24 protein-coding genes and 1 pseudogene are annotated in these 20394 nt (G+C 46.6%); 13 read left to right on the forward strand and 12 right to left on the reverse strand.

Features of this window, described 5'->3' with window-relative positions; genetic code table 11:
• The first annotated feature begins 62 nt into the window (after nt 1-62).
• Both HMPREF3022_RS07935 and HMPREF3022_RS07940 read left to right on the forward strand, forming a co-directional pair.
• Nucleotides 63-644 carry a superoxide dismutase gene (locus HMPREF3022_RS07935; protein ID WP_070765410.1) on the forward strand — a complete coding sequence of 194 codons (582 nt, stop codon included), beginning with the start codon at nt 63-65 and terminating at the stop codon, nt 642-644.
• Between the two features lie 54 nt (nt 645-698).
• A pseudogene (locus HMPREF3022_RS07940) lies at nt 699-956 on the forward strand (histidine phosphatase family protein); the annotation flags it as partial.
• 55 nt (nt 957-1011) lie between these two features.
• Here the strand turns inward: HMPREF3022_RS07940 and HMPREF3022_RS07945 are convergent.
• Entirely contained in the window at nt 1012-1590 is a 579-nt protein-coding gene (locus tag HMPREF3022_RS07945; RefSeq protein WP_070765411.1) for an NAD(P)H-dependent oxidoreductase, read from the reverse strand.
• A gap of 45 nt (nt 1591-1635) precedes the next feature.
• Here HMPREF3022_RS07945 and HMPREF3022_RS11375 point away from each other — a divergent pair, with 45 nt between their 5' ends.
• The 4 genes from HMPREF3022_RS11375 (at nt 1636) to HMPREF3022_RS07955 (ending at nt 4435) form a co-directional block, all read left to right on the forward strand.
• Complete coding sequence (locus HMPREF3022_RS11375; RefSeq protein ID WP_079454241.1) at nt 1636-1878, forward strand: polymorphic toxin type 50 domain-containing protein; 243 nt, start codon at nt 1636-1638, stop codon at nt 1876-1878.
• A gap of 6 nt (nt 1879-1884) precedes the next feature.
• Nucleotides 1885-2187 carry a MafI2 family immunity protein gene (locus HMPREF3022_RS07950; protein ID WP_049332258.1) on the forward strand — a complete coding sequence of 101 codons (303 nt, stop codon included), beginning with the start codon at nt 1885-1887 and terminating at the stop codon, nt 2185-2187.
• A gap of 52 nt (nt 2188-2239) precedes the next feature.
• The gene (locus HMPREF3022_RS11750) at nt 2240-2401 is read left to right on the forward strand and encodes a hypothetical protein (protein WP_168166416.1); all 162 of its coding nucleotides are present in this window, start codon (nt 2240-2242) and stop codon (nt 2399-2401) included.
• Nucleotides 2402-2893: 492 nt separating this feature from the next.
• Entirely contained in the window at nt 2894-4435 is a 1542-nt protein-coding gene (locus HMPREF3022_RS07955; RefSeq protein WP_049332254.1) for an L-lactate MFS transporter, read from the forward strand.
• A 59-nt stretch (nt 4436-4494) separates the two neighbouring features.
• Here HMPREF3022_RS07955 and HMPREF3022_RS07960 read toward each other — a convergent pair whose 3' ends face one another.
• From HMPREF3022_RS07960 to cmk, 10 genes are all read right to left on the reverse strand, one after another.
• Nucleotides 4495-5340 (reverse strand): DUF817 domain-containing protein, encoded by an 846-nt coding sequence (locus tag HMPREF3022_RS07960; RefSeq protein ID WP_049332252.1) that lies wholly within the window; start codon nt 5338-5340, stop codon nt 4495-4497.
• 33 nt (nt 5341-5373) lie between these two features.
• Entirely contained in the window at nt 5374-6639 is a 1266-nt protein-coding gene (gene ispG, locus HMPREF3022_RS07965; protein WP_063068149.1) for a flavodoxin-dependent (E)-4-hydroxy-3-methylbut-2-enyl-diphosphate synthase, read from the reverse strand.
• A 1-nt stretch (nt 6640) separates the two neighbouring features.
• The gene (locus tag HMPREF3022_RS07970) at nt 6641-7525 is read right to left on the reverse strand and encodes a helix-turn-helix domain-containing protein (protein WP_049333696.1); all 885 of its coding nucleotides are present in this window, start codon (nt 7523-7525) and stop codon (nt 6641-6643) included.
• Entirely contained in the window at nt 7526-8281 is a 756-nt protein-coding gene (gene pilW / locus HMPREF3022_RS07975; protein ID WP_049333698.1) for a type IV pilus biogenesis/stability protein PilW, read from the reverse strand.
• An 8-nt stretch (nt 8282-8289) separates the two neighbouring features.
• The gene (rlmN, locus tag HMPREF3022_RS07980; RefSeq protein WP_003683577.1) at nt 8290-9378 is read right to left on the reverse strand and encodes a dual-specificity RNA methyltransferase RlmN; all 1089 of its coding nucleotides are present in this window, start codon (nt 9376-9378) and stop codon (nt 8290-8292) included.
• Between the two features lie 171 nt (nt 9379-9549).
• Entirely contained in the window at nt 9550-9975 is a 426-nt protein-coding gene (gene ndk / locus HMPREF3022_RS07985; protein WP_004519785.1) for a nucleoside-diphosphate kinase, read from the reverse strand.
• A gap of 94 nt (nt 9976-10069) precedes the next feature.
• Complete coding sequence (gene zapE / locus HMPREF3022_RS07990; RefSeq protein ID WP_049333700.1) at nt 10070-11206, reverse strand: cell division protein ZapE; 1137 nt, start codon at nt 11204-11206, stop codon at nt 10070-10072.
• A 262-nt stretch (nt 11207-11468) separates the two neighbouring features.
• Nucleotides 11469-11783 (reverse strand): integration host factor subunit beta, encoded by a 315-nt coding sequence (locus HMPREF3022_RS07995; protein WP_003678992.1) that lies wholly within the window; start codon nt 11781-11783, stop codon nt 11469-11471.
• Nucleotides 11784-11793: 10 nt separating this feature from the next.
• Nucleotides 11794-13479 carry a 30S ribosomal protein S1 gene (gene rpsA, locus HMPREF3022_RS08000; RefSeq protein ID WP_141756512.1) on the reverse strand — a complete coding sequence of 562 codons (1686 nt, stop codon included), beginning with the start codon at nt 13477-13479 and terminating at the stop codon, nt 11794-11796.
• 154 nt (nt 13480-13633) lie between these two features.
• Nucleotides 13634-14293: a (d)CMP kinase gene (gene cmk / locus HMPREF3022_RS08005; protein WP_049333702.1), complete on the reverse strand. Its 660-nt coding sequence runs from the start codon at nt 14291-14293 to the stop codon at nt 13634-13636.
• Nucleotides 14294-14509: 216 nt separating this feature from the next.
• On the opposite strand from cmk, the gene ruvB reads away from it, so the two are divergent.
• From ruvB to HMPREF3022_RS08040, 7 genes are all read left to right on the forward strand, one after another.
• The gene (gene ruvB, locus HMPREF3022_RS08010) at nt 14510-15541 is read left to right on the forward strand and encodes a Holliday junction branch migration DNA helicase RuvB (RefSeq protein ID WP_049333704.1); all 1032 of its coding nucleotides are present in this window, start codon (nt 14510-14512) and stop codon (nt 15539-15541) included.
• A gap of 122 nt (nt 15542-15663) precedes the next feature.
• Entirely contained in the window at nt 15664-17571 is a 1908-nt protein-coding gene (locus tag HMPREF3022_RS08015; protein WP_049333706.1) for an ATP-binding cassette domain-containing protein, read from the forward strand.
• A gap of 90 nt (nt 17572-17661) precedes the next feature.
• Entirely contained in the window at nt 17662-18093 is a 432-nt protein-coding gene (locus HMPREF3022_RS08020) for a type II toxin-antitoxin system RatA family toxin (RefSeq protein WP_049333708.1), read from the forward strand.
• Nucleotides 18086-18373, forward strand: a complete 288-nt coding sequence (locus tag HMPREF3022_RS08025; protein WP_049333711.1) for an RnfH family protein — start codon at nt 18086-18088, stop codon at nt 18371-18373. The genes HMPREF3022_RS08020 and HMPREF3022_RS08025 overlap by 8 nt, the downstream gene beginning before the upstream one ends.
• A gap of 38 nt (nt 18374-18411) precedes the next feature.
• Nucleotides 18412-18990: an aminoacyl-tRNA hydrolase gene (gene pth / locus HMPREF3022_RS08030; RefSeq protein WP_049333713.1), complete on the forward strand. Its 579-nt coding sequence runs from the start codon at nt 18412-18414 to the stop codon at nt 18988-18990.
• A 92-nt stretch (nt 18991-19082) separates the two neighbouring features.
• Nucleotides 19083-19292 (forward strand): hypothetical protein, encoded by a 210-nt coding sequence (locus HMPREF3022_RS08035; protein ID WP_049333715.1) that lies wholly within the window; start codon nt 19083-19085, stop codon nt 19290-19292.
• Nucleotides 19289-19657 carry a VanZ family protein gene (locus tag HMPREF3022_RS08040; protein WP_049333717.1) on the forward strand — a complete coding sequence of 123 codons (369 nt, stop codon included), beginning with the start codon at nt 19289-19291 and terminating at the stop codon, nt 19655-19657. The genes HMPREF3022_RS08035 and HMPREF3022_RS08040 overlap by 4 nt, the downstream gene beginning before the upstream one ends.
• 112 nt (nt 19658-19769) lie before the next feature.
• Here the strand turns inward: HMPREF3022_RS08040 and HMPREF3022_RS08045 are convergent, their stop codons facing one another.
• On the reverse strand, nt 19770-20324 hold the full coding sequence (locus tag HMPREF3022_RS08045; RefSeq protein WP_049333718.1) for an opacity family porin: 555 nt from the start codon (nt 20322-20324) through the stop codon (nt 19770-19772).
• Between the last annotated feature and the right edge of the window lie 70 nt (nt 20325-20394).

Here is a 20394-nt window from a genome sequence, read left to right on the forward strand (position 1 = left end):
ATGTTGTCGATTTGACAACACACACTACCAAAATATAAATATCAATAATTAGGAGCATAAAAATGGAACACAAGCTGCCACAATTGCCTTATGAACTGGATGCGTTGTCCCCTCATCTGACCAAAGAAACTTTGGAGTTTCACTACGGCAAACACCATCAAACTTACATCACCAATTTGAACAATCAAATCAAAGGCACTGAGTTTGAAGAAATTCCTTTGGAAGAAATCGTGAAAAAATCTTCCGGCGGTATGTTCAACAACGCTGCCCAAACTTGGAACCACACTTTCTACTGGCTGGGCTTTACCCCTAAAGGTCAAGGCAAACCTGCCGGTGAATTGGCTGCAGCCATCGACGCCAAATGGGGCAGCTTCGAGAAATTCCAAGAAGCGTTCAATGCCTGCGCGGCTGGTACTTTCGGCTCCGGTTGGGCATGGTTGGTGAAAACGCCTGCCGGTGAATTGGATCTGGTTTCTACTTCCAATGCAGGTACTCCGCTGACTACTGAAAACACTCCGCTGTTGACTTGCGATGTATGGGAACACGCTTACTACATCGACTACCGTAACAGCCGTCCTAACTACCTGAAAGGTTTCTGGGAAATTGTTAACTGGGATGAAGTTGCCAAACGCTTCGCCGCATAAAACGATATGAGTGAAAAGGCCGTCTGAAAATTTTTCAGACGGCCTGAAACCTTTGAACAATTAGCAGTACGTGCAATGGCCGCCCTTTACGACATCATTAAGGTACATCAATCGGGCGCTAATATTTTAGTGGTATCGCATGGTCATACCTTGCGGCTTTTATTGTCCTTACTAGGCGGAGCGACTTGGGAAAACCATCGTGATGAGGGTAAATCCGTGTCATTGTTGCATACTTCAATCAGTATTGTGAAATATGATAGTGAAAGCGGTTTTCATATTGAGCAGCTTAACGATGTGGCTCATTTACAATGATCACACCCATTCATCAATAATAAAAAAGTGGGCATTTTACCCACCTTTTTTGCCATTAGCCGAATACTTTTTCTAAGTGTGCTTGGTAGTCTGCTAAGTATTGTTCCACTTGTGGATTTTTAATCACATCGTTACATAAGAATGTCGGCAGACGGGTCAAACCGATGAACTCATTGAGTTTGTGGAAGTGCATATACAACGCATCCACGCCTTTGCCTTCGAAAAAATCGCCTTCTCGGGTGAAGGCCTCAATCGGCGCATTCCAAGTAAGCGAGAGCATGTGTTTTTTGCCTTGCAACAAACCACCTGTGCCGTAGCCTTCTGTCGGATTGACACGATGGCGGCCATCACTGTGGTAAAGCTTGCCGTGTCCGGAAGTTAATACTTCGTCTATGTATTTTTTCACTGTCCAAGGTTCGTGCATCCACCAGCCTGGCATTTGCCAAATCACGGCATCCATCCACAAGAATTTTTCGATTTCTGCTTCAACATCATAGCCCGCATTAATCACGGTTTCTTGTACATTGTGTCCAAGTGCGGTCAAAACTTCTTTCGCTTTTTTATGAAGCATATGGTTCAACTCACCATGCGAATGACCAAACTCTTTTCTACCGTCTAGTAATAAAATATTCATCTTTTTGCCCCTAAAATAAATAATTATAAAAATGGGGCTATCATTATGCCTTTTTACTGCATCTTTATCACTGTAAGTTTAGATTCTTTAAAAGGTTATGTAGGAACTGGACAGCAGTTGGGAAAAACTGAAATTGGGCTTCCTGGTTCTAAAGAAAGGGTGAACTTCAATAAAAATATCGGTATTTATATCGATCCTGTTACAGGAAATCAAACTCCAACAACTATGGGGATTATTCATTATAGTAAAAATGGATATCATGTAGTTCCGGCTAAACCAAAGGAATAATAGTCTATGAATAATGACATTATAAGATTAAGAATTGTTACCCAAAATGCCTTGATAGGTAAAATTACCAAAGAGGTTAGAGGTGTTTATGTAAGAATCAATGAAAATTGTATAAGTATTTATATCGTTATTGATGGAGATATCTCTACCTATTGGAATGAAGAGATTTATGAAATTGGTACAGATATTATTTCTAATTTTGGTGAGGATTATACTATTGATGAGAATTTAGTTAGGATTGATTACCCTAAATATTTATCTTTTGATAATTATATATGTGTATATAAGCGCCATGAAAAATATGAATAAGATTGGAACTATTTATTTATGACAGGGATTTAAAAAGAATTAAGGATTAATAATGTTTGGTATTTTCTTTAAAGATAAAGGTACATCTTTTGATAATGGATATGGGATGCATATTTTGGCTTCAATCTCTTTAGGTGAATATGTAGAAGAATTACATATTCCAATAGACTATTGGGTATTGAAGAATATAAAAATAGCTGGGCTACATCTATAGCTGATGGGATAGAAAAAAAGCAACATTCAGTACTTATTACATCTATGCATGAGCCAGAATCTTTAAATTTTGTTTCTACATGGATTATTTATTATGATGGGGAAATTTCTTATAAAAGTGCATTCACCTACCAATAGACGCAAGTCATTTTGTAGTAATTTTGGTGCGCCACCCAAATATCCTTGCCCCGAACTGCGATTATTTGCCGAATTTTATGCATACTGTTCAACAACTCCCTGAAAATGCCCTTACTACGCGTTTGAATTTTTTCCGCCAATACGGTCAACTTGAGACTTTTGCAAAGGTCTCGGCCTTTTTGTCGATATTGGCGTGAAGAAATGGTTTAGATGAATGTTTTTTCTGTCTGATACGCAAAATTATCATGGAGCAGAAAAAAGGATAAACGGGAGATTATGCTAAAATATTGTCAACAATTTTCTGATTCCACATGATATGGAATCAGCGTTTGACACACATAGACAAGAGGATTTTATGAAATTTCTAGACCGTGAGGCGACCATTGCCAAACCCGGCTTTAATCGTTGGCTGGTACCGCCTGCCGCTTTGGCCGTGCATCTTGCCATCGGGCAGATATACGCTTATTCCGTGTTCAATGCGCCGCTGACCAAGCTTATCGGTATCACTGAGTCGGCTGCAGGAGATTGGAAGCTGACCACAGTCGGTTGGATTTTCAGTATTGCCTTGGCGATGTTGGGCGCGTCAGCGGCCATGTTCGGTACATGGATGGAGCGCGTTGGGCCGCGTAAAGCAATGTTTGTTGCTGCCTGCTGCTTTAGTTTGGGCTTTTTTGTGTCGGCGATCGGCGTCTATACGCACAATCTGTTTTTGCTTTATTTGGGCAACGGTGTGATTGGCGGGGTTGGTTTGGGCTTAGGCTATATCGGGCCTGTATCGACGCTGATGAAATGGTTTCCTGACAAACCGGGCATGGCGACAGGTTTGGCGATTATGGGTTTCGGCGGCGGCGCGATGTTGGCTTCGCCTTTATCCGTGTCGCTGATGAGTTTTTTCTCCAGTGAAACTTCGGTTGGTGTAGCGCAGGCTTTTGTCGTTTTAGGATTGTTTTATCTGGTGTTGATGATGTTCGGCGCGTTTACCATCCGCATACCTGCCGATGGCTGGAAACCTAAAGGTTATGTTGCGCCGAAAAACAAAAGCAAATTGGTCAGCAGTAATCACGTCAATGTTTCCGAAGCCATGAAAACACCACAATTTTGGCTCTTGTTTTGGGTATTGTGTTTGAATGTAACGGCCGGTATTGGTGTGTTGGGACAGGCTTCCGTCATGATTCAGGAGCTGTTTTCTGAAACTTCTGTCGGTAAACAGGCTGCCGTTGGTGCGGGTGCGGCGGCAGGTTTTGTGAGTCTGTTGAGCCTGTTTAATATGGGCGGCCGTTTTTTGTGGTCCAGCGTGTCCGACAAAATTGGCCGTAAAAATACTTATACTATTTTCTTTGTACTCGGCTCGCTGTTGTATTTTGCCATTCCGTCTATTGGCGATAGCGGTAACAAGGCTTTGTTTGTTATTGGTTTCTGCGTCATCATTTCCATGTATGGCGGCGGTTTTGCAGCGATTCCGGCGTATCTGAAGGATTTGTTCGGCACTTATCAAGTCGGTGCAATCCACGGCAGGATTTTGCTGGCATGGTCAACTGCGGCTGTTATTGGCCCGGTGTTGGTCAACTATATCCGCCAAAGTCAAATTGAAAGCGGTGTTCCGGCTGCTGAAGCTTATAGCATTACCATGTATATTATGGCGGGTTTGTTGATTGTCGGCTTATTGTGTAATTTGAGTGTCCGTTCGGTTCATGAAAAGCATCACGAAAAAGACATTAAGGTCGCGGCACATAGTGGTAACCCCGATGATGAAACCGCTGTATCCGATGCTTATCTGATCAGCAAGAAAGTATCAGCAGGTGGTATCGGCGTATGGTGGCGCTGGGCTTTGGTTTGCATTCCTTTGGGCTATGGCGTCATTATGGTGTTTGTTAAAGCCTTAAGTTTGTTTAATTGATTGTTGAAAATTAGAGGCCGTCTGAAAGTTTCAGACGGCCTTTTTTACATGTTGAACAATTAATCTTTTGATACGCTGATGGTATGTTTGATGTGTTTTAAATTCGCAACGATGGTAAAAGTCATCATCACCAGTAATGCCCATGAACTCCATTTGCTGATGTGTACCGATGCCCAAGCGCCGATTTGGTTGGGATAGCGCCAAACGCCGAATAGGGTTCCCAAATTTTCCGCCAGCCAAATAAAAAATCCAATCAGGACGAAAGCGAGCAGGAGCGGCATTTTGCGAGTGGTGTCATAGGGTGTGTACAAGACCGTTGTCCGGGCGTATAGGCCGAGAGCAAAAGCAGCGAGATACCAGCGATAGTCGCCGATATAGTGATGGGTGAAAAAATTGATATAAATCGCCAGTGCGCACAAAGTGCCCAACCAATACGGCGGATGGCTTTTGATTTTTAAGTCAAACAGCCGCCATGCTTGAATGATATAGCTGCCGACCGCAGCATACATAAAACCCGCAAACAGCGGTACGCCGCCGATTTTGGTGTATGCCTCATCCGGATAACTCCAAGATTGGATATCGCCAGATGTTTTGAACCACTCTAAAGCAAAGCCCACCAAGTGAAACAGCGTAATCGATTTGACTTCATCCCAAGTTTCCAGCTTGAAATACAGCATGGCTACTTGTACGGAGACGGCAAAAATCAGCAGCAGGTCGTAGCGGGAAATTCCCAACCAGCCTGTTTTCGGAATGAGGAACATGGCAATGAAAAACAAGCCTGCAAATAAGCAGGCTCGTGCTTCTTTTAAACCAAAAAAACAAAATTCAACGATAAAGCGTCGCCAACCATGCAAATCCTTGCGTTTGGGATGCTCAGTCAGCCAAGTATCCAGTTTGCCCAACATGTTTTCAGACGGCCTCTTTATCTTAAAAATGTTTTAGGCAGATTGAATCGGAATGACACGGTTTTGCTTACGCTTTGCGCCACCTTCGCAGTAGTTGGTTTTGACATAATCTTCAACGATTTGTAAAAACTCGGCAGCGATATTGTCGCCTTTGAGGGTGACTTTCCGCTCGCCGTCTACATAAACCGGCGCAACCGGTGTTTCGCCTGTACCTGGCAGGCTGATACCGATATCGGCAAGTTTGCTTTCGCCCGGACCATTTACCACGCAACCCATTACAGCGACGTTCAATGATTCAACGCCTGGATACTCAGTGCGCCAAATAGTCATTTTTTGACGTAAATAGTTTTGTACGTCTTGCGCCAATTCTTGGAATACGGTACTGGTGGTGCGGCCGCAACCCGGGCAGGCTGTAACCATTGGCGTAAAGGAGCGCAAGCCCATGGTTTGCAGAATTTCCTGACCGACAATGACTTCTTGAGTGCGAGAACTACCGGGCTCGGGGGTTAGGGAGATTCGAATGGTGTCACCGATACCTTCTTGCAGCAATACGGCTAAGGCCGCGGTAGATGCTACAATACCTTTGCTGCCCATGCCTGCCTCAGTCAGACCGAGATGGAGCGGGTAACGGCAACGGCTGCCTAATTCGCGGTAAACCTGAATCAAGTCTTGTACGGCGCTGACCTTGCACGACAAAATGATTTTGTCTTCGGGTAAGCCCAAAGCCACGGCTTTTTCTGCCGATTCCAGCGCAGAAACAATCAAAGCCTCTTTCATGATTTCTTCAGGCGGCTTCGGTGTGGCAGAAGCTAGGTTGGCATCCATCATGCGCTTGGCAAGGCTTTGATCAAGCGAACCCCAGTTCACACCGATGCGTACGGCTTTATTGTTTTCTGCGGCAGTACGAATCATAAAGGCAAATTTTTCATCGCCTTTTGCACCTTTGCCGACATTGCCCGGGTTGATGCGGTATTTAGACAGGGCCTTGCCGCACTCAGGAAATTCGGCTAATAAGCGTTCGCCATTAAAATGGAAGTCGCCGATCAGGGGCGTGGTGTAGCCCATATCGTCTAAGCGGCTGCGGATTTCGGCGACTTTGGAAGCCGCTTCCGGAGTATTGACCGTGATGCGTACCATTTCTGAGCCGGCATCGCTCAACTCTTTGACCTGTCGGGCGGTTGCTTCTGCATCTGCGGTGTCGGTATTGGTCATAGATTGCACAACAACGGGCGCATCGGAGCCGATGATGAGATGGTCAATTTTAACTTGATGTGTCTGACGGCGTTTAGGTGTGGTCATTTTAGTTTTTTCCTGCAACAAAAGAGGCGGATTTTTCACCGGCAACACGGTATTTCAAAGGTTCGATAGGTGTGCCGCCGTAATTGGCTTCCGAGCCGGCTGCAATACCGATCCAAACATTGTAAGGCGCGCCGCCTCTCAGACGTTGTTCGCTTCCGGCCGGAACGATACGGCTGAGGACAACTTTTCCATCTTTGTCTGTAATAATCAGATTGCTTCGGTATTGGACTTTAATCCAAAGTTCGTCTTTCTCAACTTTGACGGCAGGCTTCTCATCTTGTACGACGGCGGAAGCTGCTGAGGTTGCTTGATCATTGGCCGTTTCAGGCTTATTGGTGATTTCTTTTTTGCCGTCTTCCGTCATTTCGCTAACGGCAACATTATCCGTTTTTAAGGCAGGCGTTTTCATCGTATCAGCAACATCTTTGCTGTTTTGAATATTTGCCTGTTCATTTTCAAAACTGGATTTGCTTTGCCAAAAGTAAACGCCGCCTACAGCCAAAGCTAATGCGGCTACTCCCAATATCCATTTTGGGAAGCCTTGTTTCTCAGTGTCTTTGTAGCTTAAGCCGGTGTTGGCACTGCGTGTTACCGCGTATACATGGTCTTCAAGTTGCGGAGTAATGGAGAGTAAATGTTTGGCGATGGTTTGTTCATCGATTTTCAGAAATCGTGCATATGAACGCAGATAGCCTGAAACAAAGACTAAACCGGGAAAGCCTGAATATTCCCCTTTTTCCAAAGCATCAATTTGTTCGGCAGATAGTTTCAAACGTGAAGCAACATCTTGAATATCGATTTTGGCATCAGTTCTGTGTTTGCGTAATTCATCCCCCAATGTTTTGGCGGCTTGTGTGTCGTAGTTGATTTTATCGTTATTTTCCATTTAGTGGCCTGTTGTGACGGTTTGTAGTTCGTCTGAATATGGGAAGTTTGCCCTAAGTTGGGCTTCGTATTCGTATGCGGCGTGTTTATTGCCCAAGGCGGTAGCCAAACGCCAGCCTAAGAGCAAATCGTCAGCCTGCAGGACATCGACTTTACTTTGGTATTGGCGGAAATAATAGTCGGCATCGTTGAGATTGCCTGCCATCATTTTGGTTCGGGCAAGTTCTTTGAAAGCAGGGAAGAATTGCGGATTCGCTGCTAAAGACCTTTCCAAATAGGCTTGGGCTAAAGAGTATTGGCCTAATCTTGCGCTGCAAATGCCTTTATTCATATTGGCAATAAAGGGACTCGGGTAAGTTGGGTCGGCCAGTGCTTTGTCAAAATAAGCCAAAGATTCGGCTGGTGCATTCATTTGATTGCACAAGAACCAACCGTAGTTGTTGTTGACTTCTGCGCTATCAGGTTTTAAAGACAATGCTTTAAGAAAGCTTTCCTGAGCTTTGTCTTTGACCTTCAAATACTGATAAATCTCGGCGCGTACCAGCCAAGCAATATCGTTTTTTGAATTGAATTTAAGTGCCTCTTCGATACTTTCGGTAGCTTGGCGGTAGTTTTGGCCGCGCATATATTCCACGGCAAGCTGGGTTTTGATATTGGAAACCTGAATGGCACGTTCTTTGGGGCTTGGTCCGGAAGAGGAAGCGCAGGCAGAAAGAGTCAGTGCGGTAAGTAAAGCGAATCCGAACTTGATTTTCATAATTAACCTTATTGTTCGACCAAAATCTGTTGCCATTTTTGTTGGCGGCGTGTTTTATCTTGTACTTGTCCAGCCAGTTGTCCGCAAGCGGCATCGATATCGTCGCCGCGAGTTTTGCGGACAGTAACGACAAAGCCGGCTTGTTGCAGAATATCGCGGAAGACACGGATATTTTCGTTGGTAGAACGTTCGTAGCCGGAATTTGGGAAAGGATTGAACGGAATCAGATTGAATTTGCATGGTACGTCTTTAACCAACTCAATCAATTCGCGCGCATGTTGCGCTTTATCGTTGATACCGTCGAGCATAACGTATTCAAAGGTAATAAAGTCGCGGGGGGCTTTGACCAGATAACGTTGACAGGCTGCCATCAATTCTTTGAGCGGGTATTTTTTGTTGAGGGGAACAATCTGATCACGCACTTCATCGTTGGATGCGTGTAAAGATACAGCCAAAGCAACAGGCATTGCATCACGCAGTCTATCCATTTGTGGAACCATGCCCGAAGTGGAAACAGTCACGCGGCGGCGGCTCAAGCCGTAGCCGTGATCATCCAGCATAATGCTCAAAGCGGTAACAACATTGTCAAAGTTTGCCATGGGTTCGCCCATGCCCATCATCACCACGTTGGAGATAACGCGTTCGTTTTTAGGGGTAACGCCCATGGCTTTATTGGCCCACCAAAGCTGACCGATAATTTCAGCTGCAGTCAGGTTGCGGTTGAAACCTTGTCGGCCGGTAGAGCAGAAGGTGCATTCCAATGCGCAACCGACTTGGGAAGAGATACACAAAGTACCGCGTTCGGCTTCGGGAATGAAGACGGTTTCTACACCGTTGCCCGTGCCGACATCCAGCAACCATTTGCGTGTGCCATCAGTAGATTCTTGTGCCATCATTAATTTAGGCACTTCGATTGTGGCTTGTTCATTCAGCTTGGCGCGTAATGATTTGGCCAAATCAGTCATTTCTTCAAAGTTTTGTGCACCGGCTTGATGCATCCAACGCATTACCTGTTTGGCGCGGAAAGGTTTTTCACCCATTTCGGCAAAGTGTTGCGTCAGTCCGTTTAAATCGTAATTCAGTAGATTGGTTTTCATGTATTTTTATGTTTCTCAATAAAGCTTTTAAAGTAAAGAGGCCTATCGGTCAGCTTTGCTTTAAAAGCCTTTAGGGGTTTCAGACAGCCTGTCATTTGCAGGGCATACAAAGCAGTTTTGCCGTCCGATATGGAGTCGGACGGCCGTAAAGCGGCTACAGGATTTTTGCTTTTATCGTGGGCAGATTTCGCTTTGGCTGAAGAAGTAGGCGATTTCAATCGCAGCATTTTCCACGCTGTCAGAACCGTGTACAGCATTGACGCTGACAGATTCTGCAAAGTCGGCGCGGATTGTGCCTGGAGCAGCATCAGCCGGATTGGTTGCGCCCATCAATTCACGATTTTTAGCAACGGCGTTTTCACCTTCCAATACTTGAATCATGACAGGATTACGTGTCATGAATTTAACCAAGTCTTCATAAAAAGGGCGATCTTTATGTACGGCATAAAACTCTTTTGCTTCACGCTCAGAGAGATGTTTCATTTTTGCCGCAATAATGCGCAAGCCGTTTTCTTCAAAGCGGCTGTAAATCTTGCCGATGACGTTTTTTTCTACTGCATCGGGTTTGATAATGGAAATCGTACGTTCGATGGCCATGTTATGTCCTTGTTTTTATTGATAGGTAAGTTGTCGCAGCCAAGAGGCAAGGGAAGTGTATTCTACCAAATTTCGCCCCTTTTTGGGAAAGGCATTATTTGCTTAAAGTTAGGTGTGGTTGTTCCAAATAGACTTCGGATTGCATTTCGATCATACGGCTGGCTGTACGGGTAAATTCTTCGGCGAAATCGCCTTCAACGTAAATATCATTTACGCCAACTGCGCTGGTAGCACACAATTTCACACGGAAATCGTATAAAACGTCAATCAACCATGTCAGACGGCGTGCTTCTGCTTTTTCTTGCGGGGTTAGACGTTCCAATCCTGAAAGGAAAACCATCTCGTAATGTTCAGCCAAGTACAGATAGTCAGCTTGTGAGCGCGGGCCGAAACATAATGCGCGGAAATCAAACCAGATGGCGCGTTCTGACTGGGCTTTATGAGGAATTTCCCGTCCATGAATAATGCTGATGCCTGGGTTTAATTCAGAGATTCCACTCATTTCCTTAAATAAAGCAGCCAGTTTTTGCTCATTTTCTTCATTATTGGGGACAAAGAAAATTTCGGCAGGACGCAGCGTACGCAAGCGGTAATCTTCGCCGCCATCCACATTTAAAACGGTCAGGTTGGACTCGATAAGGGCGATGGTTGGCAGAAAACTGCTGCGGTTTTGGCCTTGAGGATAGAGTTCGGATGGGGCGTAGTTGGAAGTTGCTACCAAGACTACACCTTCACTCAACAGGTTTTCCAATAAACGGCCTAGAATCATGGCATCGGCAATATCGCTGACGTGGAACTCGTCAAAGCATAATACGCGTGTTTCTTTGGCAATTTCTGTTGCAACGGCTTTTAAGGGATTGGCTTCGCTTTTCAAGACTTTAAGGCGTTGATGGATTTCGGCCATAAAGGCATGAAAATGCACGCGACGCTTACGACGATAAGGGAGGCAGCCGAAAAAAGCATCCATCAAAAAGCTTTTACCGCGTCCTACGCCACCATAAAAATAGAGTCCTTTCGGCACTTGGGGGGAACGCAAGCTACGGCCGAGAAAACGGTTGCGTTTGCGTTTGAACATCATCAGCTCGGTCCATAAACGATCCAAATATTCAATGGCTCGCGCTTGGGCTTCGTCGCGGATAAAGTTGGGCTGTTCGGCTGCAGCTTGATACCAAGTCAATGGGCTGTGGTTTTCAAATGGAGGTGGTGTGAATAGTTGGTCTCTATTGCTCATGTGTAACCTTTATTATGCTTTACTGGCGATAGTTGAAACATCATCCGCAATAGTTTGGACAGTAGTTGGAATGATGTTTTCATTACAGAATAGTCGGTCTATTATAAATGATTTCAGACGGCCTGCGTTTTTTGCACAAGCATTGTAGTAAATATAGTTGAAATAGTGTGCGATTAAGGTATGCGTGAAAAGAGCCGGCTTTGGTATTTCTTGAGAAAACAAAAAAAAACGCCGCATTTCTGCGGCGTTTTGCTACTAAGTATTAATGAGCACTTTCTTGCAATGCCAAGTCTACACGCTCACGCAACTCTTTACCCGGTTTGAAGTGAGGAACATGCTTTTCAGGCACTTCCACGCGTTCGCCGGTTTTTGGGTTGCGCCCGATACGGGCAGGGCGGTGGTTCAAGTCGAAGCTGCCGAAGCCGCGGATTTCGATACGTTGTCCACGAGCCAGTGAGCGGGTCATGGTATCAACCAAGACTTTTACACTGTATTCGACATCTTTAGCCAGCAGTTGGTTGCCATTTTTTTCGGCAAACACTTCTGCAAGGCGAACCATCAATTCAGACTTCGTCATGTCTGCAACCTTATTCTTGGTCGCCGGACAGTTTGGCTTTCAGCAAGTCGCCCAGGCTGGTAGTACCGGCATTGGCAGTTGCAGCGGCGTTAACTGAATTCAGCGCTTCGCGGTTTTCTTTAGCGTCTTTCGCTTTAACAGACAGACGGATGCTGCGGTTTTTGCGGTCAACGGTAACGATAACGGCTTCAACTTCGTCGCCTTCTTTCAGTTTGGTAGTCAGGTCTTCAACGCGGTCAGCAGCGAATTCAGAAGCAGGCAGGTAGCCTTCAACTTCTTCAGACAGAGCGACTACGGCACCTTTGGCGTCAACAGATTTCACAGAACCTTTAACTAAAGAACCTTTGTCGTTTACGCTGATGAAGTTGCCGAACGGATCACCTTCCAGTTGTTTAATACCCAAAGAGATGCGTTCTTTTTCAACGTCGATGGCCAATACAACGGCTTCAACTTCTTCGCCTTTTTTGTATTTGCGTACAGCTTCTTCGCCGGCTTCAGTCCAAGACAGGTCAGACAAGTGAACCAGGCCGTCGATGCCACCAGGCAGACCTACGAATACGCCGAAGTCAGTGATAGATTTAACTGCGCCGGAGATTTTGTCGCCTTTGTTGTGGTTGGCAGCAAACTCTTCCCAAGGGTTAGCTTGGCATTGTTTCATACCCAAAGAGATACGGCGGCGGTCTTCGTCGATTTCCAGGATCATTACTTCAACTTCGTCACCCAGTTGAACAACTTTGCTTGGGTGTACGTTTTTGTTGGTCCAATCCATTTCGGAAACGTGTACCAAACCTTCGATGCCTTGTTCGATTTCAACGAAAGCACCGTAGTCGGTCAGGTTGGATACTTTACCGAACAGGCGGGTACCTTGTGGGTAACGACGGGTCAGGCCGCTCCAAGGATCTTCGCCCAGTTGTTTCATACCCAGAGAAACGCGTTGTTTGTCTTGGTCGAATTTCAGGACTTTAGCTTCTACTTCTTGACCAACTTCCAAAACTTCGCTTGGGTGTTTCACACGGCGCCATGCCAAGTCGGTGATGTGCAACAGGCCATCGATGCCGCCCAAGTCAACGAATGCACCGTAATCGGTGATGTTTTTAACGATACCTTTGATAACTGAACCTTCTTGCAGGTTTTCCAGCAAGGCTTTGCGTTCTTCGCCCAAAGTAGCTTCCAGAACAGCGCGGCGGGACACAACAACGTTGTTGCGTTTTTTGTCCAGTTTGATCACTTTGAATTCAATTTCTTTGCCTTCGAAGTGAGAAGTGTCTTTTACAGGACGTACGTCAACCAAAGAACCCGGCAGGAATGCACGGATGCTGTTGATCATAACAGTCAGACCACCTTTGACTTTGCCATTGATAACGCCGGACAGGATGTCGCCGTTTTCCATAGCTTCTTCCAAAGCGATCCAGTCGGCAGCGCGTTTAGCTTTTTCGCGGGACAGTTTGGTTTCGCCGAAGCCGTTTTCAACAGATTCGATGGTAACGGTAATGAAATCGCCAACCTTAACTTCAATCTCGCCCTGAGCGTTTTTGAATTCAGCAACATCAATCAGAGATTCTGATTTCAGACCTGCGTTAACGGTAACGAAGTTTTGATCGATGCCGACTACTTCGGCAGTAATCACTTCACCTGGGTTCATCTCTTGCAGGGTAAAGCTTTCTTCCAGCAGCTGGGCAAAATTTTCCATAGTCATATATACTCTTTTCGGTACACCGCCAAGGGGTGCGGGTTAGGTTTGAAATGACCTGCCGTCCTTGGCGCGGCAGGTTGGGAAATGTTTTCAGACGGCCTTGTTATAGGATTAACAGGCCGTCTGAAATGAAAACTTCGCGATTATACTCCAAATTTTAAACTTTATGATACCAATCAAGCACTTTTTTTACAGCTTCTTCGATAGAAAGGTTATCGGTATCTAAAAGCAGGGCGTCGGGCAGCTGTTTCAACGGAGCAACAGGGCGGCGGCGGTCTGCTTCGTCGCGCGCTTCAATGTCTGACAAAATGCGCTCGAATGCAACGCCTTCGCATGGGATACCGAGTTGTTTTGCACGACGTTGGGCGCGGACATTGGCACTTGCGGTCAGGAAAATTTTTAATGCGGCATCAGGGAAAATAACCGAGCCGATATCACGACCGTCGGCGACCAAACCTTTTTCGGTTAGGAAGTCGCGTTGGCGCTGCAAAAGGGCGGTACGCACTTTAGACAACTGCGCGACGGCAGATGCGCCCATACCGATCGCTTCGGTACGGATTTGCTCGGATACATCTTCGCCGTTTAATAATACGGCGCTGCCTTCAAATTGTGCGGGCAAGGTTTCTGCCAGTGTGCTGACGGCATCTTCATCTGTCCAGACAACATTTTGTTTTTGTGCATAAAGCGCGGTCAGGCGGTAAAGCGCACCGGAGTCGAGGTAAAGAAAACCCAAGGCTTCGGCTACGCGTGAGGCAACCGTCCCTTTGCCGGATGCGCTGGGGCCGTCGATGGCGATGACTTTTTGCTTGAGGCTCATGTGTTCTCCTGAATGCGATAGGTATTTGAATTAACCGTTTATTATACGTTGCTTTGGCCGTCTGAAAACGAAAATTTTTGTGTGATTTAGATTTGAGGGAAAAGCGGCTCGGCCTTATCGGGTATAATGGCCAAAATCATAATTTAACCGCTTTATCTGATTGTTCGGGCCGTCTGAAATAACGGGTCGGGAACGGTCTTAGAATTTAGAAACACTATGTTACAAACCGATAATCTTACTTCTGCACAACCTCGGCGCATTATCACTGCTCAAAATATTTCCGCTCAGGAAGAATTGCTTGAACGCGCTTTACGTCCGAAAACTTTAGACGACTATATCGGGCAGGATAAAGCAAAAGAGCAGTTGGCCATTTTTATTCAGGCGGCGAAAAAACGTGGTGAAGCGCTTGACCACACTTTGCTGTTTGGCCCTCCGGGTTTGGGCAAAACTACTTTGGCGCACATTATCGCCAAAGAGTTAGGCGTTAATTTGCGCCAAACCAGCGGCCCGGTTTTGGAACGTGCCGGCGACCTTGCGGCGTTGTTGACCAATCTCGAGCCGCATGATGTGCTGTTTATCGATGAAATCCACCGCTTAAGCCCCGTGGTTGAAGAAATCCTTTATCCTGCGCTTGAAGATTATCAGTTGGACATCATGATAGGCGAGGGGCCGGCCGCGCGTTCGGTCAAAATCGATTTGCCGCCGTTTACATTGGTGGGCGCGACGACCCGTGCCGGTATGCTGACCAATCCTTTGCGTGACCGTTTCGGTATCGTGTCCCGATTGGAGTTTTATCAGAATAAAGATTTGGCGACTATTGTTGCCCGTTCTGCACAATTGTTGCAGCTGGATATGGGCGACGAGGGCGCTATGGAAGTGGCCAAGCGCAGCCGCGGTACGCCGCGTATTGCCAACCGCCTTTTGCGACGTGTACGCGATTATGCCGATGTGAAAAACAACGGCGTCATTGATGCGGAAATTGCCGATGCGGCTTTGAGTATGCTGGATGTGGATGGGCAAGGTTTGGATGTGATGGACAGGAAATTCCTTGAGGCGATTCTGCATAAATTCAGCGGCGGTCCTGTCGGTTTGGAAAACGTGGCTGCTGCGATTGGCGAATCGACCGATACCATCGAAGATGTGATTGAGCCTTATCTGATTCAGCAGGGCTTTTTGCAGCGTACACCGCGCGGACGCGTAGCAACCGAACGAGCCTATCTGCATTTTGGCTTGAAGGTTCAAGAATAATAATGAAGGCCGTCTGAAAACTGCTTTCAGACGGCCTGATACTTTCAATTTCATATGATTGTCGGCAAATATCTGCCGATAATCGGTTAAAATGTCCCCCTTTTCTTTTTTGAAGTTTCCCCATGAATATCTTATCCGTAGAAAATGCTTCTTTTGCCGTCGGCCATGTCGCCTTGCTCGACAAAACTTCCTTCCAACTCGACAGCGGCGAAAAAATCGGCTTAATCGGCCGCAACGGCGCGGGTAAGTCTTCGTTTCTGAAAATCCTCGCCGGCGTGCAGAAGCTCGACGACGGGCAGATTATCGTTCAAAACAACCTCAAAATCGTTTATGTGCCGCAGGAATCGTTTTTCGACAAAGAAGCTACCGTATTCGACACCGTTGCCGAAGGTTTGGGCGAAATTCGCGATTTGCTGCGCCGTTACCACCGCGTCAGCCATGAGTTGGAAAATGGTTCAAGTGAAACCTTATTGAAAGAACTCAACGAATTACAGCTTGAAATCGAAGCGAAGGACGGCTGGAAGCTGGATGCGGCGGTGAAGCAGACTTTGGGCGAACTCGGTTTGCCGGAAAACGAAAAAATCGGCAATCTTTCCGGCGGGCAGAAAAAACGCGTCGCCCTGGCGCAGGCTTGGGTGCAGAAGCCCGACGTATTGCTGCTGGACGAGCCGACCAACCATTTGGACATAGACGCGATTATCTGGCTGGAAAACCTGCTCAAAGCGTTTGAAGGCAGCCTGGTCGTGATTACCCATGACCGCCGTTTTTTGGACAACATCGCTACGCGAATCGTCGAACTCGATCGCGGTATATTGCGCTCCTATCCCGGCTCGTTCTCCAAATACAGCGAAAAAAAAGCGCAAGAGTTGGCAGTAGAAGCGGAACATAACCGCCTCTTCGACAAATTCCACGCTCAGGAAGAAGCGTGGATACGCAAAGGCATCGAAGCGCGCCGTACCCGCAACGAAGGCCGCGTGCGCCGTTTGGAAGAACTGCGCCGCCAGCGTGCCGAACGCCGCAACGTACAAGGACAGGTCAACTTCAAACTCGACAGCGGCGAGAAAAGCGGCAAAATCATCGCCGAGCTGGAACACGCCTCGTTTGCCTATGGCGACAAAGTCATCATGGACAAATTTTCCGCCATCTTGCAGCGCGGTGACAAAATCGGCTTAATCGGCCCAAACGGTATCGGCAAAACCACCTTCCTCAAGCTGATTCTGGGCGAATTGCAGCCGACCTACGGCAGAATCCGCATCGGCAGCAAGCAGGAAGTCGCCTATTTTGACCAGTTCCGCAGCGCGTTGAACGAAAACGACACCGTGTTTTACACGCTCGGACAAGGCAACGATTACGTCGAAATCGGCGGCAAGAAAAAACACGTCATGAGCTATCTGGAAGATTTCCTGTTCCATCCTGCCCGCGCGCAAAGCCCCGTCTCATCGCTCTCCGGCGGCGAACGTAACCGCCTCCTGCTGGCAAAACTTTTTACCCGCCCCGCCAATATCCTGGTCTTGGACGAACCGACCAACGACTTGGACATCGACACCCAAGAGTTGCTCGAAGACCTGCTGCGCGATTACCAGGGCACGGTATTCCTCGTCTCGCACGACCGTATGTTCCTTGATAACGTAATTACCCAAAGCATTGTTTTCGAAGGACAAGGCCGTCTGAAAGAATACATCGGCGGCTATCAGGACTATATCGACGCAAAATCACGCGAAGAGAAAATTCAGACGACCGCTGCGCCGAAAATAACCGCAGAACCGGAAAAAGCCAAACCCAAAGCCAACCGCACGGTCAAACTTTCCTACAAAGAACAACGCGAACTCGACGCCCTGCCCGACGAAATCGCCGCCTTGGAAACCGAGCAGGCTGAAATCAATACCCAGCTTTCCGATCCTGAAATTTTCAAAGATTACGAAAAAGCAGGTGCATTGCAAAGCAGGGCTGAAGAAATTGAGATGTCGCTTTTGGAAAAGCTGGAACGCTGGGAATGGCTGGAAGCGAAACAAAATGGCGAAGCGGTTTAAATTAGGAATTTTGTCCCAAAGTAGGGCAGATATTTTTCTAAATCATGCCATCTGAACCCCGAATATTCAAAAACAAGGTCTACAACCAACATGAAAAAAGTCGAGAAAAACGTATTGGTGCTGCATAGCGCTAAGGAAATGTTTGAGCTGGTGGACAAAGTTGAGGACTATCCAAAATTTTTGCCGTGGTACAGCAAGACCGAAGTCATCGAACGCAAAGGCAATGAGCTAAAAGCGCGCCTGTTTATGGACTATATGCGCGTCAAGCAGTCGTTTGCGACGCATAACCACAATATCACAGGGCAGGAAATCCGCATGGATTTGCTCGAAGGGCCGTTTAAAACCCTACGCGGCACTTGGAAATTTATTGATTTGGGCGATGATATGTGCAAAGTTGAATTCAGATTAGAATACGATTTCTCCAATGCCGTACTTTCTGCCATGATTTCCCCGGTGTTCGGCCATCTTGCCGGTACGCTGGTGGATGCTTTTATTAAAGAGGCCGACCGCCGCTATGCTTGAGATTGAAATTGTTTACGGACTGGCCGATAGGCAAGTGTTGAAAAGCATGACCGTTGCCGAAGGTACAACCGTACGCGAAGCTGCCCTGCAAAGCGGTTTGGAGGTGGAGTTCCCAGAGTTGGATTTACAGCAAGCGCCTTTGGGTATTTTCGGCAAGGCCGTGAAAGACGAGACAGCGTTGCGCGATGGCGATCGGATTGAGGTCTATCGTCCATTGTTGATTGATCCGAAAGAAGCGCGACGTAAACGCGCCGGCAAGAATAAATCGAAGGCCGTCTGAAACTTTTTCAGACAGCCTGTCAAACTGAAAGAACAGTAATGAGCTTGAAAATTAAATTAATCGTCGGTTTGGGCAATCCAGGCCAAGAATACGAACAAACGCGCCACAATGTCGGCTTTTGGCTGTTGGACGAACTGGCGTGGAAATGGAAAGTTAATTTTAAAGATGAAAAGAAATTTTACGGCGAAGTAGCACGCGCCACTACGCCTGATGGTGATGTTTGGCTGCTCAAACCCATGACCTTTATGAACCGCTCCGGTCAGGCCGTTGCCGCTTTGGCTCAGTTTTACAAAATCAAGCCGGAGGAAATCTTGGTGGTTCATGACGAGCTGGATATTCCATGCGGCCGTATCAAATTCAAACTTGGCGGCGGCAACGGCGGACACAACGGCCTTAAAGACATTCAGGCTCGTTTGGGTACGCCTAATTTCTACCGCCTGCGCTTGGGTATTGATCATCCGGGCGACCGTAATCTGGTTGTCGGTTATGTGCTGAATAAACCGTCAGCGGAACACAGACAGCAAATTGATGCCTCCATCGCCAAATCCCTGCAAGGATTGCCGGCCGTGTTGAATGGTGAATGGGAAGAGGCAACACGGTTTTTACACAGTAAGTAAGCCGAATGGGCAGCCTTGCACATCATGTTCAGACGGCCTGAAAACAGGCAGCGCGTCTGACTAGTGATAAACGAATCAAAGAAACAGTAAATATGAACGAACTGACCAGCCTTATGCAGACCGAAGCCCCAGGCATTGTTGGCGAAACATTAGACTTCTGCCTTTACGAATGCAGTATTGAAGATGCCCCGGATGCAGAAGAAGTGGCACAATGGCGTGATATTTTGAAGGCGCGGGGTGGGAAATTTGTCCGCTTGGCAGATATCTGCCAAATATGGCTGGATGAAGAGGGCGACAAATGAAAGCCTTGCCGTTAAACAAATTTACTGTCGCTGCCTTGATTTGGTTTGCCGCCGCCATTTATGCCTTGCTTTTCAAAGAGGGCGGCAATAGTGCTCCACCATTTCCCCATTTTGATAAAGTCGGCCATTTCGGACTGTTTTTCGGTCAGGCATGGTTGTGTGCAAAAATGTTTATACAAGACAATAGGACTATTCCCTATAAAGGCATTCTGTTTGCCGCTTTATTGTTTGCAGTAGGAAGTGAGCTGGCTCAGGCATTTCTGACTGCTACGCGCCAAGGTTCGATCGCGGACGGTATTGCCGATATGGCAGGCACGGCTGCAGCGTTGTGGTTTGCAGAAAAAGTAAAAACAGCAAAAAGTTAGATATATTTAAGGAAGTTAAAAGGCCGTCTGAAATCCTGAGCAACAGGTTTCAGACGGCCTTTTGTTACTTGATATTTGAAGCAATGATTGCTTCATGTCAAGTATTCAAATATTAGAAGGTTACGCGTACACCGGCAGATACTTCGTGAGTATGGAGCTTAACGTTATTGATCTTGCTCCAGTGGTTATAGCGATAGCCTGCATCCAATGCTACATTTTGAGTTACATCGTAACTTACACCAGCCAGTACACCCACGCCGGTTTTAGTATCTTTGCGTTCATAGTATGAATTGGCTGTTTGCAATTTATGAGTAGAATGGTTAAGAGCCACGCGAGCACCTACATAAGGTTTCACAGGAGCTTGTAGATCAAAGTCATAAATAGCAGAAACACCGACACTATGGTATTTGGCTTCTACTTCAGAAGAAGAACCTTTGAAATTTTTAGATTTATAGTGGGTATAGTCAGCGGCAACACGGAAATCGCCGAAATCGTAACCGGCAGAAACACGTGGACTAAAGCCTTTAACCGAACCACTGGCATTATCAGCTTTTAGTTTTACAGTAGCATGACCAGCATCAGCTTGAACATAAAAACCTTTGGTTGCATCAGCCAATGCAAATGTAGGCAGGGAAAGAGCAATCAGTGTTACCAGAACTTTTTTCATTGTTTTGTCCTTAATGTAGGATTAGAAGTAGTGGATAATCGCCGGGGTTGGTCGTTCCCAACAATTATTC

The sequence above is a fragment of the Neisseria sp. HMSC065C04 genome, assembly GCF_001815375.1.
Taxonomy (GTDB): domain Bacteria; phylum Pseudomonadota; class Gammaproteobacteria; order Burkholderiales; family Neisseriaceae; genus Neisseria; species Neisseria flavescens_D.